General features: G+C 58.2%; 16 protein-coding genes. 5 read left to right on the plus strand and 11 right to left on the minus strand.

Annotation, left to right across the window (positions count from 1 at the left end; all coding sequences use genetic code 11):
• Positions 1–47: 47 nt before the first annotated feature.
• Genes cysC through K0H48_RS16895 form a run of 8 tightly spaced genes read right to left on the minus strand, consistent with a single transcriptional unit; the run spans position 48 to position 7,242 of the window.
• Entirely contained in the window at positions 48–662 is a 615-nt protein-coding gene (cysC, locus tag K0H48_RS16860; RefSeq protein ID WP_219268329.1) for an adenylyl-sulfate kinase, read from the minus strand.
• On the minus strand, positions 659–1,888 hold the full coding sequence (locus tag K0H48_RS16865) for a nitrate/nitrite transporter (RefSeq protein ID WP_219268330.1): 1,230 nt from the start codon (positions 1,886–1,888) through the stop codon (positions 659–661). Before K0H48_RS16865 ends, cysC begins: the two co-directional genes overlap by 4 nt.
• A gap of 10 nt (positions 1,889–1,898) precedes the next feature.
• A complete protein-coding gene (locus K0H48_RS16870) occupies positions 1,899–2,669 on the minus strand; it encodes a bifunctional 2-polyprenyl-6-hydroxyphenol methylase/3-demethylubiquinol 3-O-methyltransferase UbiG (RefSeq protein ID WP_219268331.1) in 771 nt (256 codons plus the stop codon).
• A gap of 13 nt (positions 2,670–2,682) precedes the next feature.
• Positions 2,683–3,819, minus strand: a complete 1,137-nt coding sequence (locus K0H48_RS16875; RefSeq protein WP_219268332.1) for a hypothetical protein — start codon at positions 3,817–3,819, stop codon at positions 2,683–2,685.
• Positions 3,816–4,541: an SDR family oxidoreductase gene (locus tag K0H48_RS16880; protein ID WP_219268333.1), complete on the minus strand. Its 726-nt coding sequence runs from the start codon at positions 4,539–4,541 to the stop codon at positions 3,816–3,818. Before K0H48_RS16880 ends, K0H48_RS16875 begins: the two co-directional genes overlap by 4 nt.
• A gap of 10 nt (positions 4,542–4,551) precedes the next feature.
• Entirely contained in the window at positions 4,552–5,280 is a 729-nt protein-coding gene (locus K0H48_RS16885) for a sulfotransferase family protein (RefSeq protein ID WP_219268334.1), read from the minus strand.
• On the minus strand, positions 5,277–6,500 hold the full coding sequence (locus K0H48_RS16890; protein WP_219268335.1) for a transaldolase family protein: 1,224 nt from the start codon (positions 6,498–6,500) through the stop codon (positions 5,277–5,279). The genes K0H48_RS16885 and K0H48_RS16890 overlap by 4 nt, the downstream gene beginning before the upstream one ends.
• A gap of 25 nt (positions 6,501–6,525) precedes the next feature.
• Positions 6,526–7,242, minus strand: coding sequence for an HAD family phosphatase (locus tag K0H48_RS16895; protein WP_219268336.1), 717 nt, complete (start codon positions 7,240–7,242; stop codon positions 6,526–6,528).
• A gap of 256 nt (positions 7,243–7,498) precedes the next feature.
• On the opposite strand from K0H48_RS16895, the gene K0H48_RS16900 reads away from it, so the two are divergent.
• From K0H48_RS16900 to K0H48_RS16915, 4 genes are all read left to right on the plus strand, one after another.
• Positions 7,499–8,299 (plus strand): glucose 1-dehydrogenase, encoded by an 801-nt coding sequence (locus K0H48_RS16900; protein ID WP_138815448.1) that lies wholly within the window; start codon positions 7,499–7,501, stop codon positions 8,297–8,299.
• On the plus strand, positions 8,292–10,118 hold the full coding sequence (locus K0H48_RS16905; protein WP_219268337.1) for a glycoside hydrolase family 15 protein: 1,827 nt from the start codon (positions 8,292–8,294) through the stop codon (positions 10,116–10,118). The genes K0H48_RS16900 and K0H48_RS16905 overlap by 8 nt, the downstream gene beginning before the upstream one ends.
• A 123-nt stretch (positions 10,119–10,241) precedes the next feature.
• Entirely contained in the window at positions 10,242–10,787 is a 546-nt protein-coding gene (locus K0H48_RS16910) for a GNAT family N-acetyltransferase (protein WP_219268338.1), read from the plus strand.
• A gap of 84 nt (positions 10,788–10,871) precedes the next feature.
• The gene (locus K0H48_RS16915) at positions 10,872–11,777 is read left to right on the plus strand and encodes an alpha/beta fold hydrolase (RefSeq protein ID WP_219268339.1); all 906 of its coding nucleotides are present in this window, start codon (positions 10,872–10,874) and stop codon (positions 11,775–11,777) included.
• Here the strand turns inward: K0H48_RS16915 and K0H48_RS16920 are convergent.
• Both K0H48_RS16920 and K0H48_RS16925 read right to left on the minus strand, forming a co-directional pair.
• Positions 11,760–13,985 (minus strand): ATP-binding protein, encoded by a 2,226-nt coding sequence (locus K0H48_RS16920; protein WP_219268340.1) that lies wholly within the window; start codon positions 13,983–13,985, stop codon positions 11,760–11,762. The two genes, K0H48_RS16915 and K0H48_RS16920, sit on opposite strands and share 18 nt — an antisense overlap.
• A 101-nt stretch (positions 13,986–14,086) precedes the next feature.
• Positions 14,087–15,055, minus strand: a complete 969-nt coding sequence (locus K0H48_RS16925) for a GlxA family transcriptional regulator (RefSeq protein WP_219268369.1) — start codon at positions 15,053–15,055, stop codon at positions 14,087–14,089.
• Between the two features lie 90 nt (positions 15,056–15,145).
• Between K0H48_RS16925 and inhA the strand changes: the two genes are divergently transcribed.
• Complete coding sequence (gene inhA, locus K0H48_RS16930) at positions 15,146–15,826, plus strand: isonitrile hydratase (protein WP_219268341.1); 681 nt, start codon at positions 15,146–15,148, stop codon at positions 15,824–15,826.
• Between the two features lie 50 nt (positions 15,827–15,876).
• Here inhA and K0H48_RS16935 read toward each other — a convergent pair whose 3' ends face one another.
• On the minus strand, positions 15,877–16,506 hold the full coding sequence (locus tag K0H48_RS16935) for a LysE family translocator (RefSeq protein WP_219268342.1): 630 nt from the start codon (positions 16,504–16,506) through the stop codon (positions 15,877–15,879).
• Positions 16,507–16,951 lie beyond the last annotated feature (445 nt).

The raw sequence follows: 16,951 nt of genomic DNA on the forward strand, positions 1-16,951 counted from the left end.
CGTTTCTTGGAGTCGAAGTCGTCGCCCCGCGGCTAGAAGACCAATGGCTAAGCGGGGTCCGCTGCACTCGCCATCCAACCAAGAATGATCTCGACCGATTGCTCAACCGAAAACAGGTGGGTCTGCACATGCACTTCAGGAAACAGCGGAGTGTCGTAGTTCGAATCAATCCCCGTAAAGTTCTTCAGCAATCCCGACCGCGCCTTTTTATACAAACCTTTAGGGTCCCGCTGTTCGACAATTGCCAGTGGAGCATCCACGTGGACTTCTACAAAATGCTCATTGCCAATGATCGAGCGGGCGTAATGCCGACTGGCCGATGACGGCGAGATCAGCGCGACGATAACAATAAGCCCCGCCGCCACCATCAAACCCGCTACCTCAGCGACCCGCCGAATGTTTTCATCGCGGTCACTGTCGGTAAACCCCAAGTCACGACACAGCCCAGTGCGTACCGAATCGCCGTCAATGATGCAGGTAAACCGGCCTTGGGCCCTTAAGGCAAGATCCAGCGCATCGGCAATGGTCGATTTCCCGGAGGCGGAAAGGCCAGTCATCCAAATGACCAAAGGTTTTTGCTTCATAAGCGACTGTTCGGCACGCACGTGGCTGAACGTGAACGCATGCAAGTTTTGTTGTGGACCTTGCGCAAAGTAACTCATGACCGTTCTCCCTCCTTAATCGAAACAGGCTGTTTGCCCAACATGAACACCATCACGCATTGCAAAAACAGCAGGAGCGAAACCACCCAATAAACTGTCGAGAATGACCCTGTCAGGTCTTTGGACAGTCCGCCCAGGAAGTTACCGCACACGCCACCCAGGCCAATCAGCACATTGGCAATGCCAAATGCCTGCGTCAGCCGGTTGACCGGAACGATTTGCCCGATGTAACTGGGGACCAACCCAAAAATGGGATAAAACGCCAGCGCAAACAAAAAAGCCGCCAGATAGAACAATGCGACAGTGTTAAAACTGAACACCAGCAGGGCTGCCAGACCCGCGCTCAGAAAGCACATGGCCAAGGCCGCCTTGGCACCCACTTTGTCTGCAACCCATCCCACCAAAAAGCCCGAAGCCATCCCTACAGCGCCGATGGTCGTCCAGATAAACCCTGCGTCTTGTACCGAAACGCCTAACTCATCGCGCAAGTAAGGTGCCAGGTAAGTTTGAAACGGCAGCAGTGCCATCCCGTTGAGAAAGGCGATGACCCAAATCAGATACAACGAACGGCTCAGCCATGGCGTGTGGCCATCGAGCGACCGCGAGCGCTCACCCGAAAAACCAGCTGTCTGGTCCGCCCCCATGTTGCGCAATAGAAACCAGGCCACGAAACAGAGGCCCAATGACACAAGGCCAGCTGTCAGCCAGATAGAGCGCCAGCCACCCTGCAAGGTAAGAAACGACACCAGCAATCCGTTGATGAACACACCGTAGCTGGTGCCACTGGAGATCAGTCCCATGACGCGGGAGCGGTTACCTGGACTGAAACCCTTGGTGACGATTTCTGCCAGCGGGATGTAAACCGAAGCGGAGCACCCTCCCAGCAATATCAACAACCCACCCGACAACCAGATAGTGTCGCTGACGCTCAAACCCAGCAGGGCCAGAGACGTCACTACGGTGGATACCAGGCTGATTTTCCAACCTTCGAAAAAACGGCTGATGTAACTGGTGACCGAAGAAAACAGCAGGAAACCTATCTGTGCGCCGCCGGTGATCAAGCCCACAGTGGTGTAGTCAAAGCCGATATCCCGGCGCATATCAACCACCAGGTTGGCGAACAAGTAGACGCCGAACCCATAGGTACTGGCCACAAACCCCGTCAGTACGACTGCCAGCACCACGCTATCGAGCGCGCGAGGATTATGCTGTACGAGTGTGCTCATCATGACTCCCTCACACGGCGCAGGCGGTGTGGATGACAAAATCACAATTCATCCTGTCGAAGTCACGCTGAAAATCACCGTAATCCTCATGGGCAAAGAAGCCGCTGGCCTGAATCTCGCTGGCCAGTTCTGCGGGCAGTAACGGATACACTTTCAGGCTGTAGCGTTGTTTATCTGCAAAGTCGTAAATGAACTCGCACACCTGTGCATCAACCCTTCCCAGGCTGACCGACGCGCTGGCGCCGCAGTAATAATAATTGCCGCTGGATTTGAAGTTGCCCGCGCGAATAGCAAAAAAATTACGCTGATCAACAATCAACACACCGCCTGGCTTGAGCAATGCCCTGAATTTGCGCAGCACGCTCATGCGGTCGTGCGCCTCAAACACATGGCACAGTGAACTGCCCAGGCACACCACGGCATCGAACGTACCCAACACGTCCGGGTCGAGGTCAAGCCACTCCATTTGGTGGGATTCAATATCCAACTCACGCTCAAGGAAGTTTTGCCGGGCTTTTTTCAGCATCGTCCCGCTGCCGTCCGTAGCGACCACCTTGAAACCTGCCTGCTTGAGTTGCACCGCATGGAATCCACTGCCCGTGGACACATCCAGCACCGATTTCACCGCGTGCCTTTCGAGCAGCCGCTCAAAGAAACCATCCTCACCGGCCTTTCTTTTTTCCCAATCAATCAACGCGTCCCAGCGCTCGACAAAATCCTGTGAATATTGTGCTGAATAACGGGCTACTTCCGCGTGTCTATTCCCCGGGATCTGACTCATGGCACACCGCTCCCTACCAGGTTGAATTCTTGAAAGACAAGTACTTTTCCGCCAGTTCATGAGCACAGTCAGCGGACTGTTGAACCGACATGATTTGCTTGGAGTACCCCAGCATCGTCTGCATGATTGCCATGCACCTGGGGTTGAAGGTGACCGAACCGTCACAATGGATTTCGTCGATACCATCGTGGCTTTGGCAAATGCTATTGAGGCGCACCGCGTCGTCGTATGGGCAGTCCTCGGAGAACTGCACATTGATGCGTCCGTCCTGAAGCCATACCGGATAACCGCCCGGCAGCCCCAGTGGACCGGGCGCGTGCACGAGGACCGGCGTCGGTGAGAACAGCCCTTCGATCACGGTGACCGCAGAACACGCGGTTAGAAACTGCCCATCAACCCCACCCAAGCGACGAAACTCGTTTTTCACCGTAGAAAAAATCACCTCATCCGACAGACGAGCGACCGTACGCTGGCCGCGAACTTCATACAGCAAGCGGTAGCTGGCACGCGGAGGCAGGCCGCCCCGTGGCACGTAGTGACTAAAATAATGCTGGGCATACAGCATCACCTCCACGTCCGCGGCAGAGCACTTCAGCAACCGTGCGATGGACAAACGCACGGCCGGAATCAGGTTGGCGACATTACCCACCCCTATATCAGGCGCCAGACCGACCCTGGCCAGAATCGGGTTGACGGCATCGGGAAAGGCCGCATTGACGGTCAGGGTCGCGATACCGGAGGCCTTCACGGCTTGCATCAAGGCATGCATCAGTGTGAGGTGCATGGGTAGCCAGGGGCCGAACTGTGCCTGGTCAAGTTGTTCGAACGAGTGTTTGGGCAACCCGGTGATCACTCGCCATGACTGCAACGAGGCGCAGTTCACGATGATGTCCGGCGCGTGTTCCCGGAGCACTTGGGTCACGCTGCCGATATCCGTCAAGTCCGCGATCACCGGCGAGATAGCCACGTACTGCTCTAGTTGTGCACACGACAGCGTCACCAGGTTGCACAGGCGGATGGTCGCTTCTTCGTTGCGCCCCAGCACCACAAACTCGAACCTGTTCCTGGGTGCCAGAATCTTGAGAATCTGCAGGCACAAATTACCGGCGCCCACCAACAGCAACTTTTTCTTCGGTAGGGGCTGGCTCACCGTGGGTAGGCTCCGTTATCAACCGGGATAACCTTGCCGGTCATATGCCGCAAACCTTCACCGACCAGCAGCAAGATGACCTCGGCCACACCACTGGGCATGATGGGGTCTTTGAGAATTTCCTGGCGCGCGTACTCCGCGCGCCGATACTCAGGAATGGTGTCGTAGATGGCCGTGTCGTGAATCAGTGCCGGAGACACGGCGTTTACCCGCACAAAAGGCGCGAAGTTCCAGGCGTTGGCCTTGGTCAAGCCGATCACTGCGGCTTTCGTGGCGCCGTACAGGGCATCACAACTGCCCACTTCCCCTGCCACTGAGGTGATATTGACGATGCTGCGCGGCGCTTCGTGCTTCATTTCGCGCTCGGCGAAGTCTTTGGAAAGATAAACCAAGGCCTTGAGGTTAACGTTAAGCATTTCATCCACTTCGTTATCGGAATAGGCATAAATGCTTTTGCCGTGATACACCCCTGCATTATTAATTAACCCATAGATAGTGGCATGACGCGCATACAGGCTTGGAATAAAGTCCTTGATCACAGCATCATCGGAAAGATCGGCAACCTGCGTTTCCAATACACTCGTGTTATAAGTCTTTTGCAAGATGTTGAGGGCGTCCACGTCCTTATCGACGGCAATGACAAAGTAACCATCGACAATTGCCTGCTCCACGGTCGCCCGACCAATTCCATTCGCGGCACCCGTAATAATCAACTTTTTCATGCCCTGTTCCCTATTGACAGAATTCGTTCATGCGCGCGTAAAAAACCCGGTGATAGTCATACATCGCTTTTAACGCCGGGGTGTTATCGAGCACCTCTTTATCAGGGTGAGGCTGACTCGGTGAAATAATGCATTCACTGTTTTCTGCGGCAATGTGCCAACTTCGCCAGGTTTTCCATTGTTCTGGGCACTCGCGCTTCCACACCATGGCGTGCGGCAGGAATTCAATACCCAAGTAGTCACACAGATTGCCAATCACCCGCTCCGGCGCTGCCGCCAGGTCATCAGCATTTATGACATAGGGCATTTTACCGGTGAGCTTAGTGACCACACAAAAGATCTCATACAAGGCTTTATGGCCAATGGCTTGCAACGGCATATTGGGGTGCACGCGATAATGCGAAAGAATGCTGCTGGCGGGTTCCCGAATAAGAAAGATATTGTCTTGTTGCGCCAGGAAGTCCACGTCTACTTTCAAGTCATCGAGGCAGTGATAACACATGTCTTTGTGAAAGACATTGGCCGTCTCCCTGGCCTTGACCAGCCGCTCTTTTATTGCCTGATACGTGGTTGGAAAACTGTGATCCCATTCATCCGACGGAATGGCAGAGTCAGCAGAAAATGCCATATGGGCAAACGGTTCGTGGAAAACTTCAAAGTCTTTGCGCTCGATAAATACGCGTTCCAACACCGTGGAGCGAGAACGTGGGTGCGCCCATAACCCGACCATCTTGTTCATACGAGCACCCCGTATTCGGCCGCCATGATCGCACTGAGCGAACGGCTGAAAGGGTGCGTAGGGGGGCAGAGTCGAGTGCAAAAATCGGCCAGGCGCCGATGCGCACTGTTGGCCTCATTGCACGTATTGATAAACGCCTCATGATTGCAAAAGTCATAAGGCTCGATGCCGTCCAGGCAGTACGCTTCGCAGAAATACGGAATACGAAACAACTTCGCGAGCGTCGAAGCCGGTGGCTTCAAGGGTTCCCCCGCAGGAAATACCGGTTTACCGCGACTTTCGCGCTCAATCAGAAACTCGACCACTTGCGGCGTCAGTGTGTAGCACGTCGCCAGCAAGCCGGTCTTCTCCAAGTGCCAGCAGTGCTTGTTGCCACGCTCGTCCACATCGACTTTTATACTGGAAAGCAGGGTTTTGACTGGAGCGGAAGACGCCGAGACCAGTGCCTGGATCTGCTCATAAACCATCAACTCCGCCCAGCGCAGATCCTCTGGACTCAGCGTCAGGCCACGCTCTGCCGCTTGTAACGCAAACTCGGGCTGACAGGCGAAGCGGCCGATCATGAACGTGATCACATACTTGCAATGGCGTGTGTCGATGCCCTTGCTGCGCGCAGTCATCCTTCCACGTTCTATGGCCTGGATGCCTGCCTGAAATTGCGCAACCGTGAAGCAGAAGGTGATATTGAGAGAACTGCCTTGCGCCACTAAGTGCTCGACAGTCGTAAGGCCCTCCAGGCTTGCGGGCACCTTCACCATCACATTCGCAGCCAACTGACGCAGTGCCACGCCCCTGGCAGTCATGCGTTCGGCACAGCGCACATCGACAGGATCGACTTGAGCGCAAATCCACCCTTCACACTGGGCAGATTGAACCCAGCGTTGCTTCAGGTCCGAAGCCCCCTGCACGATCACTTCGTCGTATAGCTTGCGGCGCAACTCTTGGGGCGTCAGTTTGGCAAGATTAAACCGCGACAACCAATACTCGCGTTTCTCAAGAATTACCGCAGTCACCAGACGAGGGTTAGTGGTTACATTGCTGAACCCACCGGGCTGCGAAAACGTGTCTGGCATTAACTGTTCTATGGAACTGAAGGCGGCCGGGTACTTTTCAAGCAAGTATTTCTTATAAGGTGCATAGACGGCAGGCGAAGAGTCCCACCAAACTTCAGAACTTTGGTCATTACTTTTTAGCCGCTCGGTATAACCTGATGTCGTCACAACGCCTCCTCCTTGAGTTGTCATATCACTGTAGAATCGTGAGTAATTCACGCATATCGGAAAACGCTAACGCCCCCGCATCGACCAACATTGAATGCCGGTCGACCGGTCCAAAACCCAATACTCTGATGTTCGCCGCAATCGCCGCCTGAATACCGGCCACACTGTCCTCAATAACTAATACATCACGGACATCAACATTATAAGTGGCGCACGCCGTCAAAAACACCAGAGGATCCGGCTTCCAGCGACCTAACTCATAACAACTGAATATGTGCCCCTCAAAATAAGAGAGCAGTCCGGTGAGACGCAAACAGTGTTCTATTTTATGCCGGGGCGCACTCGAAGCTACGCAAAAAGGAATACTCAAGTTCTCGAGCACCTCACTGATACCCTCAGTAGGTTTTAAATGCGCGGTCAAAGCGATCCCAGCACGCTGGCGATAAGTTTCTTCAAACTGACTGTCCAGGCAAATATTCAATACCCGTTCGGCTTCACGTAAGCAGTCGGCAATCTTTCGCCCGCGAAATCGCTCAATGAATTCTACTAAGTCAAGACCCGTAGTCTCATGCGCATCACGACGTGCTTGTTCATTCAGCAGGGAAATCAGTACAGACAGGGTGATTTCTTCGCTTTGCACGAGTACACCGTCGCAATCGAAGATCACTAACTTAGGCACGCCCACACGGACAAGCGCTGCCCCCTGAACTGGTAGTTCCCCTATAAAGGCCGATGGGTGCATAGGCATCTCTTATAGGTATATCCGCGATGACTTCTGAACTACCAGCGGAGCACATTGAGGTGTGCTTATAAGACGCCCGCAGCAATATCCTGTCAAACGGTTTTTGGTGGATTATTAATTACTTTTAATTATTTGCGAACCGTTTTTTATTCCATAAAATACAAATCCTTCGCAAAAAAACCCACTTGAGGCTGCTGAACTTCTACCGACGCGTGCCAGTCAGCACAAAGGACTCTGATAAAACGGTGGGTGGGCAATGCAGATCTCCTTGCAGCAACAAGTGGCCCTGGTCACCGGCGCCAGTTCCGGCATCGGCGCAGGTGCGGCAAAGGCGTTAGCCGAAGCCGGGGCGGCCGTGGTGCTCAACTACAATTCCCAGGCGGCGCCGGCCGAAGCCCTCGCCGCGCAAATCAACGCAAACGGCGGGCGGGCGATTGCCATCGGTGGTGACGTGTCCAAAGAGGCCGACGTGGAGCGCTTGTTCGCCCAGACCCTCGATGCCTTCGGCCATCTGGACATTCTGGTGGCCAACTCGGGCCTGCAAAAAGACGCCAATCTGGTCGACATGACCCTTGAGGACTGGAACACCGTGATCGGCGTCAACCTCACCGGCCAGTTCCTGTGCGCCCGCGCCGCCGTGCGGATCTTCAATCGCCAAGGCATTCGCGACGGCGTCTCGCGGGCGGCCGGCAAAATCATCCACATGAGTTCGGTGCACCAGATCATCCCCTGGGCCGGGCATGTGAATTACGCAGCCTCCAAGGGCGGCGTGGAGATGCTGATGCGCACCCTCGCCCAGGAAGTCAGCGAACAGCGCATCCGCATCAATGGCATCGCGCCAGGGGCGATTCGCACGGCAATCAACCGTGCGGCCACTGAAGGCGCAGCTGAAAAACAACTGCTCAAGTTGATTCCCTACGGCCGCGTGGGCGATGTGGAAGACGTCGCCAACGCCGTGGTCTGGCTGGCCAGTGATGCCTCCGATTACGTGGTCGGCAGCACGTTATTTATTGATGGCGGCATGAGCCTTTATCCGGAGTTTCGTGGCAATGGTTGATTTCAAGAACGAACCGCAAAGCGCCATCGATGCCCACGGCATTATTGGCGATATGCGCAGCGCCGCATTGGTTAATGACAAAGGCAGCATCGACTTTTTCTGCTGGCCGGAATTCGACAGCCCGTCGATCTTCTGCTCGCTGCTGGACTCGCCCGAGGCGGGTGTTTTCCAACTCACCCCCGACCTGCCCAACGCGCGCCGCGAGCAAATCTACCTGCCCGACACCAATGTGCTGCAAACCCGCTGGCTGAGTGATGAAGCGGTGGTGGAAATCACTGACCTGCTGACCGTCAGCGAAGACGTCGATGAACTGCCGTTGCTGATTCGCCGCGTGCGTGTGGTCAGCGGCAAAGCCACCCTTCACCTGCGTTGCGCTGTGCGCCATGACTACGCCCGTGCGACGACCCAGGCGACGGCCGATAACGGCGGCGTGCTGTTTACCGCTGACGGCCAGCCCGGCCTGCGCCTGATCGGCAGCCACCCGCTGAGCCTTGAAGACCAGGCGGCAGTCGCAAGCTTTAGCCTGAGCCAGGAGCAAGGCGCCGAATTTGTCCTGGGTGGCGCCGACGACCCACGCGTCACCAACGACTGCACCGACCTGTACCTGGAACGCACCCTGAAGTTCTGGCGCGGCTGGATCGCGCAGTCCAATTACCGTGGACGCTGGCGTGAAATGGTCAACCGCTCGGCGCTGGCCTTGAAGCTTCTGACCTCACGCAAACACGGCGCAATCATCGCCGCCGCCACCTTCGGCCTGCCCGAATCTCCCGGCGGCGAACGCAACTGGGACTACCGCTACACCTGGATCCGCGACGCCTCGTTCACCGTCTACGCCTTTATGCGCCTGGGCTTTGTCGAAGAAGCCAACAGCTACATGCGCTGGCTCAAGGGGCGGGTCAGCGACTGCTGCGGCCAGCCGACCAAAATCAATATCCTCTACGGCATCGACGGGCGTCAGGAGCTGCCGGAAACCGAGTTGGACCATTTGCGTGGTCACGGCGACGCCAAGCCGGTGCGTGTCGGAAACGAAGCGTTTGACCAGATCCAACTGGATATCTACGGCGAGCTGATGGACGCGGTTTACCTGGTCAACAAATACGGCGAGGCGATTTCCCACGAAGGCTGGAAACACACGGTGGAGGTGGCCGACCAGGTTTGCGAAATCTGGAACCAGAAAGACGTGGGCATCTGGGAGATGCGCGGCGAGCAGCATCACTTCCTGCATTCGCGGCTGATGTGCTGGGTGGCGCTGGACCGCGCGATCCGCCTGGCCTCCAAACGCTCGCTGCCGGCCCCATTCGCACGCTGGGACCAGACCCGCCAGGCCATCTACGCCGACATCTGGAGCAATTTCTGGAACGAAGAACGCGGGCATTTTGTGCAACATATCGGCAGCACCGCGCTGGATGGCTCGATGCTGCTGATGCCGCTGGTGCGCTTCGTTGCGGCTACCGACCCGCGCTGGCTGTCGACCCTGGAAGCGATCCAGAAAAGCCTGGTGCGTGACGGCATGGTCTATCGCTACCGCAACGACGACAGCCAGATCGATGGCCTGCAAGGCACTGAAGGCGCCTTTACTGCCTGCTCGTTCTGGTACGTCGAATGCCTGGCCCGCGCCGGCCAAGTGGAGAAAGCCCACCTGGAATTCGAACAACTGCTGCGCTACGCCAACCCGTTAGGCCTGTACGCCGAAGAATTCGACAGCCAGGCCCGTCACCTGGGCAATACGCCCCAGGCGCTGAGCCATTTGGCGTTGATCAGCGCGGCAACATTTTTGGACCGCAAACTCAGTGGGGTAAAGACCGTGTGGCAACCCTGAGGTGGGCTGTGCAGAATGGGCGGATTTGTCGTGGGATTGCCCGGGAAAATTGGAGGTAGATGTGTGGCGGCCTCCTTTTGCCAAAATCGTTGATCGCAATCAGGTTTTCGCGACAATAGCGCCATGAACACATTCCCCACCCTGGCTACCCCGCGCCTGCACCTGCGAGAACTGCAAGTAACCGACGCCCCTGTGCTGTTCGCCATTCACGCCGATGCTGAGAGCATGCGCTGGTACGGCGTCGACCCGATGACTGACCTCGCCCAGGCCGAAGCCCTGATCGAAACGTTCTCCCAGTGGCGCACCCATCCAAACCCAGGCACGCGTTGGGGTATTGAATACCAAGGCAAATTGATCGGCAGTTGCGGCCTGTTCAAATGGAATCGCGCCTGGAACAGTTGCGCCCTCTCCTGCGAACTAGCCCCTGCTGCTCGTGGGCAAGGCTTGATGCGCGAAGCCTTGCAGGCCATGCTCGGTTGGGGCTTTGAGCATATGCAGTTGCATCGCGTCGAAGCCTTGGTGCACCCGCAGAACACCGCGTCACATGCACTGCTGGAACGACTCGGTTTTAAAGCTGAAGGCACTTTGCGAGAGGCCGGGTTCTGGAATGGCCAGCGGCATGACCTCAATGTGTTGGGGTTGTTGGCGCGGGAGTGTCTAGACAAGTAAGACCATTGCCTCCATTCGCTCGATATTCCGTCACCGCGTTTGACTAGAGTTCTTCCTTTTTTGGCCTGCCACGAGAAGACCGTCATGACCCCACTCGCCCCACTGCTCTACGTCCGCACCTCCATGCTCGACGTGGCCTATGAAGCTCACGGCCCCGAAAGCGGTGCGCCGATTATTCTGCTGCACGGTTTCCCCTACGACCCGCGTGGCTACGATGACATCGCGCCGGTGCTGGCCGAGCGTGGCTACCGTGTGCTGGTGCCGTACCTGCGCGGGTATGGCCCGACGCGGTTTATCAATGAGCAGGTCATGCGCTCCGGGCAACAGGCGGCGTTGGCCAAGGATCTGCTGGACTTCATGGATGCCCTGCACATCCCGCAAGCCACGTTGGCGGGTTTTGACTGGGGTGGCCGCGCCGCGTGTATCGTCGCCGCGCTGTGGCCCGAACGGGTACGAGGGTTGGTGACGGGGGATGGCTACAACATTCAGGACATCGCCAAGTCCCTCAAGCCGCGTGCGCCCGACACAGAGCATCGCCTGTGGTATCAGTTCTACTTTCACACCCAGCGCGGCGTGGACGGTTTGACTGCCAATCGCCGCGAGCTGTGCGCGCTGCTGTGGACGCTGTGGTCGCCAACCTGGGCCGAAGGGCCGAGCCTCTACGCCAAGACCGCGCCGTCGTTTGATAACCCGGATTTTGTCGAGGTGGTCATTCACTCCTATCGCCATCGCTTCATGTATGCGCCCGGCGACCCTGCGCTGGAAGCGATCGAACAGGCTCTGGCGCTGCAACCGCCGATTTCGGTGCCGAGCATTTCGCTGTGCGGTGCCGATGATGGCGTCGGCCCGGCCCCGGTTGAGGACGACGACTTGGAGTGCTTCAGCGGCGTGTATCGGCGCCAGGTGTTGCCGGGCGTTGGCCACAATGTGTTCCAGGAAGCGCCGCAGGTGACCCTTGAGGCGTTGTTTGAATTACTCGACAGAACGTGAGAGCGCGGCGGCGATCCTGAAGCTGAAGACACTGCCCTGCCCCACCACGCTTTCTGCCCAGAGCGAGCCGCCATGGGCTTCGATGATGCCATGGCAGATATACAAGCCCAGGCCACTGCCATTGGGGTTGCCCTCGCGGGACGTCCAGTAGCGCTCAAAGATGTAGGGCAACTGCGACGCGCCGATGCCGGCGCCATTGTCACACACGCGAAACAGCACATCGTCGCCTGCTGCCTGGGCAATCACCTCGATCGCCCCGCCCAGGTCGGTGAACTTCAGGGCATTCCCCAGCAGGTTTGAAAACACTTGGAACAGACGCTCCGGGTCGGCCTGCACGCACAGCCCTGGCGCGGTCCGCCAGGTCAGGTTGACGCCCTTGGCTACTGCCAGCGGGTGCCACATCAAACCGAGCTGCTCCAGCATGGGCGCCACGTCCACCGCCTGCAAGGCTACCTCGTAGCGTCCCGCTTCAATGCGGGAAAGGTCGATCAAGTCCTCCAGCAACGTGTTCATACGCGCGGTCGCGGTTTGCATGGTTTCAATCGCGGTGTTCAAACGCAGAGTGGCCTTGGTGTCGTCGGTGGGCACCATCTTGCGCATCATGCCGCATTGCATCAGCAGGATCGTCAGCGGGCTGCGCAGGTCATGGGAAACCACCGCTACCAGTTCATCCCGCGCCCGCACGGCTGCATGCTCGCGCTGTACCTGGCGCGCCAGGTCATATTCGAGGGCGTTACGGCGCAGGTTGTCCACGGCCTGTAACTCCGAGGTCGACCATTGCAGCGCCTTGCCGTCCACCTGCTGTTTCCATAGGGCAAATGACTGGCGCGGGCTTAATGCCGCCGCACCCGCCTCGCTGTGTTTGATCGGTTCGCCGCTCCACTGCACGGTGGTTTTGATCTCAGGGCGGAACCACATCACTGCGTTGTCCGTAGGCTTGGGCAGTCGCAAGGCCAATAAACCACTGGCGACGGTCTGGTAGGCGATGGCCGGCGGGAAGTCGGCGGACAACTGGTGGCTGGCGACCACGCCCTTACCCTGCTGCTGAATCCACGGGTACAGCGCGCGAATCTCAGCCTCGCTGGGGCAAACGCCAAACCGATGCAGGCGTTCCTCCACCAGAATGGCCAGGCCCTCGGCGGCTGTCAGGCTCAGCAAGGTGTGCGCGTGCGGCACAAGGCTCTCCAGTACGTCGCACGTTTGCGTGGCCATGGCGGCGACCAGGCTGTCGATCATGCTGGTTTTTTCCTGCTGCTGACGACGCGCCTCCTGTTCCTGAAGCAACGTGATCTGCATCGACAATAATTGGCCGATGCTGATACAGGCGGTGCGTAACTCATGGGGCACGCACAAGGGCTCACGGTGACCGCAGGTAATCAGCCCCCAGAGCTGATCGTCCTTGAGCAGAGAAATGCTCATCGACGAGCGCACACCCATATTTTTCAGGTAGCGGCAGTGAACCGGCGAGACGCTGCGCAGCACCGCAAAGCTGAGGTCCAGGGCTTGACCGGTGTCGGGGCGCAGTGCCGGCAGGATCGGCACCGGCAGGTACTCGGCGTCGGGAATCACCCGAATCCAGTTCAGCCGGTAGAGTTCGCGGGCCTGGGGCGGGATGTCCGAGGCAGGGAAACACAGGCCCAGATACGGCTGCATACCATCGCTGAGGGATTCGCCGATGACTTTGCCGTGGCCCTCCTGCTCAAAGCGATACAGGGTGACCCGGTCATAGCCGGTGAGCGCGCGAATCTCGGTGACACAGGTCTGGTACAGCCCATCGAGGCTCTTGGCCGACTGCAGGCGGCGCAAGGTTCGGGCCACGTGCATTTGAGCTGCATGCCGGGGCGTCACGGAGCGTTCCAACTCAAGCAATAACAGGCCTTGATGGCGGTGCAATAACGCATCAAACAAGTCGCCATTGAGCGTTACTTGATGCAGTTCATCTTCATCCGCGTCCAGGTCTGCCAGCGCCAACCGAATACCGGCCAAGGCCACATCGCCAACGAGGCTGGCCAGGGTCTTGCCCGACAACGATGCAGGCCCCAGCCCCAAGGCTGCATTGAGGTTAGTACTGGCTTGCAGCACCACCAACGCCGGTTCGCTCAGCGTTAACAACAAACCGTGAGGTTGGATGGTCCCTGGAATGTGAATGGGCTCGCTCGCGCAATCGTCCCGCAGGGGATCGGCGTTGATCGCAGGCAATGGCTTCATGGGGCAGGTCACGCCGGGGGGCGGAGGGAAGAGTGGCGCAAGTCGCTGCACGGGGTACTTGCGCCAACATAGCAGCTTGGTTCAACTCTGTACGTTTTCATTCAAACCGGTTGGCAGAAGCGCTCACGGTAGGCCTGGGGCGTGACATCCAAGGCCCGCAGGAAGCTGCGCCGCAGGGTTTCCTCACAGCCAAAACCGCACTGCACGGCAATGCGTTTGATCGATGCCGTGCTGTCGGCCAACTGCCGCCGCGCCGTTTCCACGCGGATCAACTCAACGGCGCGCGCCGGGGTTTGGCCGGTTTCGGTGCGGTAGTGGCGCACAAAACTGCGCTCGCTCATGCCGGCCTGGGCGGCCAGGGTGGCGATGCTCAGGTCCAGGGTGAGGTTGTCGGCCATCCAGGCGTGCAAGTCGGCAAAGCGGCTGTCGCCCTTTTGCAGCGACAAGGTTGCGCTGAACTGCGATTGCCCGCCCGGACGCTTGAGGAACACCACCAGATGCCGTGCCACTTCCAGGGCGACGGCGCGGCCGAGGTCTTCTTCCACCAGGGCCAGGCACAGGTCGATGCCGGCGGTGACGCCGGCGGAGGTCCACACCGCACCTTGCTGGATAAAGATCGGGTTGGACTCCACCGTCAGCGCGGGAAACTTGCGCGCCAGCTCTTCGCAGCGGGTCCAGTGGGTGGCCACGCGACAGCCGTCGAGCAAGCCGCTGGCGGCGAGCAAAAAAGCCCCGGTGCACACCGATGTCATGCGCCGTGTGTGCCTGGCCTTTTCGCGCACCCATTGCACCAACGCGGGGTCTTCGGCGGCGCCGTACACGCCCCAGCCGCCGGCAATCACCAGCGTGTCGCAGGGTGTATCCGGCGCGGGCAGCGGCTCGGCCACCAACGCCAGGCCGGCGGAGGTCATCACCGGCGCGTCCTGCGCGGCGACCACCGAGACCGCGTAAGGCAACGCCAGGCCGCGCTGGCGCGCCAGGTCATTGGTCGAGGCGAACACCTGCAACGGCCCGGTCACGTCGAGCACTTGGGCATTATCAAAAGCGAGAACGTGGATGATCCGGGTCATGATTGGCGTGATTTGTGGGTTCAATGGCGTATTCGCCAAAGCCTAGGCCTCTACAGTGAAGCCGTCCACCCCTTTAGCGGAGCTTGATTCATGACCTTGCAGATCGGTTTTCTGTTGTTCCCCGGCATCCAGCAGCTTGACCTTACCGGCCCCTATGACGTGTTGGGTTCGCTGCCGGATGTGAAGCTGCACCTGGTGTGGAAAGACCTGGCACCACTCACCTCCAGCACCGGGCTGGTGTTCACTCCGACCATGACGTATGCCGACTGCCCACGCCTGGATGTGCTGTGCGTGCCCGGCGGTTCCGGCGTCGGCGCCTTGATGGAAGACCCGCAAACCCTCGATTTCCTCAAAGCCCAGGCGCAGACCGCCCGCTACGTGACCTCGGTATGCACCGGCTCACTGGTGCTCGGCGCGGCCGGTTTGCTGCGCGGCCGCAAAGCCACCACACACTGGGCCTACCACGACCTGCTCGCCCCGCTGGGCGCCATCCCGGTGCAAGCGCGCGTGGTGCGTGACGGCAACCTGTTTACCGGTGGCGGGATCACTGCGGGGATCGACTTCGCGCTGACCCTGGCCGCCGAACTTTACAGCGAAGCCGCCGCACAGCTTGTGCAATTGCAGATCGAATACGCGCCGGCACCGCCGTTTGACGCGGGCAGCCCGGCCACCGCGCCTGAACATGTGCTGGAGGAAGCCAACAAGCGCACGGCGGAATCGCGTCGGGTGCGCGGCGAAATTGTGGCGCGGGCGGCGGCGCGGTTGGGCTGATGGCACGACCGCAGCAAACGCTGTGGCGGTCGTGCTGTTAGGGCGGTGGATCAGGCAGGTCGAGACATAAACGCCAACCGCGCCGCCAACAGCATCAGCACAGTCGCCAGGCCCCATTTCTGCAGCCTGGCGCTGTGGCTACTGCCCGCAAACACTCGGCTGATCGCGCCGCCAAAAATGCCCAGCAAGACATGGAAAACCCCGGCGATCAGGGTCAGAACGCCGCCCAGCACCCACAGTTGCACCGCGATGGAGCCGGCCTCTGGCTTGACGAATTGGGGCAGGAACACCATGAAAAACAGCAACGCCTTAGGGTTGAGCAAACTATTCAACATGGCCTGCACAAACACATGCCGCAAACGCACGTGATGGACCTGGGTCATGTCCAGGCCGGTGTTTTTTTGCAGGGTTTTGAACACCAGCCATACCAGGTAGATCACTCCAGCGTACCGAATCAAATCAAACGCCGGCGGCCAGCTGGCGACCAAAGCGGTGACCCCGGTAGCGGTCAAGGCGGTCAGCAGCAGGTCCGCCACGCAGATCCCCAGGCTTGAAGCCATACCCCCGCGCCAGCCATAACTCACGCCGTGACTGATCACAAACGCCATGTTCGGCCCTGGTGACAGCAGCAACAGCAAAACAGCGCCGGAAAACACCGCGAGGGTTGCGAGGTCGATCATGCTCAAGCCATCCACCAAGGAAAGCCCGCAGGTTAATCGGTGAACCTTGCACAAACAAAAAATTGTGCTGGATACATTTCTACCCTTCTGCACAAAAAAATTCGTCTCCTGCCAGGCCTTGTTTGCGTGCACTGCCGCGCCCTCTCTGTCCCCTTTTTCTGGCTCTTTCAAAAAAGGTTTACTCATCCAGCAGGAAAATTCCCATATTTGTTCCTACACTCAAAATCACACCCCAAGACCGAGTGCACGAACAAGGAAAGTCAATAACATGACACCTAAAAACCCCAACCAATGTGTCTGGAATAATACATTCGCCCCACAGTCAACTTTTTGACCAAGCCAATAAAAGGAAAACCCCTTTAGTCACTGCCCCTGCCAATTTCCTCCATTTGGATGGTTGCACTTGGATGAAATAGTTGCGTTTTACCCAGCATAGCCGTCGTTC

The sequence above is a fragment of the Pseudomonas sp. Xaverov 259 genome (assembly GCF_019352915.1).
Lineage (GTDB): Bacteria > Pseudomonadota > Gammaproteobacteria > Pseudomonadales > Pseudomonadaceae > Aquipseudomonas.

Bases quoted from the DNA above. Each gene is read 5' to 3' on its own strand.
- cysC (WP_219268329.1), bottom strand. From the start codon at position 662: ATGAGTTACTTTGCGCAAGGTCCACAACAAAACTTGCATGCGTTCACG.
- K0H48_RS16865 (WP_219268330.1), bottom strand. From the start codon at position 1,888: ATGAGCACACTCGTACAGCATAATCCTCGCGCGCTCGATAGCGTGGTG.
- K0H48_RS16870 (WP_219268331.1), bottom strand. From the start codon at position 2,669: ATGAGTCAGATCCCGGGGAATAGACACGCGGAAGTAGCCCGTTATTCA.
- K0H48_RS16880 (WP_219268333.1), bottom strand. From the start codon at position 4,541: ATGAAAAAGTTGATTATTACGGGTGCCGCGAATGGAATTGGTCGGGCG.
- K0H48_RS16885 (WP_219268334.1), bottom strand. From the start codon at position 5,280: ATGAACAAGATGGTCGGGTTATGGGCGCACCCACGTTCTCGCTCCACG.
- K0H48_RS16895 (WP_219268336.1), bottom strand. From the start codon at position 7,242: ATGCACCCATCGGCCTTTATAGGGGAACTACCAGTTCAGGGGGCAGCG.
- K0H48_RS16900 (WP_138815448.1), top strand. From the start codon at position 7,499: ATGCAGATCTCCTTGCAGCAACAAGTGGCCCTGGTCACCGGCGCCAGT.
- K0H48_RS16905 (WP_219268337.1), top strand. From the start codon at position 8,292: ATGGTTGATTTCAAGAACGAACCGCAAAGCGCCATCGATGCCCACGGC.
- K0H48_RS16910 (WP_219268338.1), top strand. From the start codon at position 10,242: ATGAACACATTCCCCACCCTGGCTACCCCGCGCCTGCACCTGCGAGAA.
- K0H48_RS16915 (WP_219268339.1), top strand. From the start codon at position 10,872: ATGACCCCACTCGCCCCACTGCTCTACGTCCGCACCTCCATGCTCGAC.
- K0H48_RS16920 (WP_219268340.1), bottom strand. From the start codon at position 13,985: ATGAAGCCATTGCCTGCGATCAACGCCGATCCCCTGCGGGACGATTGC.
- K0H48_RS16925 (WP_219268369.1), bottom strand. From the start codon at position 15,055: ATGACCCGGATCATCCACGTTCTCGCTTTTGATAATGCCCAAGTGCTC.
- inhA (WP_219268341.1), top strand. From the start codon at position 15,146: ATGACCTTGCAGATCGGTTTTCTGTTGTTCCCCGGCATCCAGCAGCTT.
- K0H48_RS16935 (WP_219268342.1), bottom strand. From the start codon at position 16,506: ATGATCGACCTCGCAACCCTCGCGGTGTTTTCCGGCGCTGTTTTGCTG.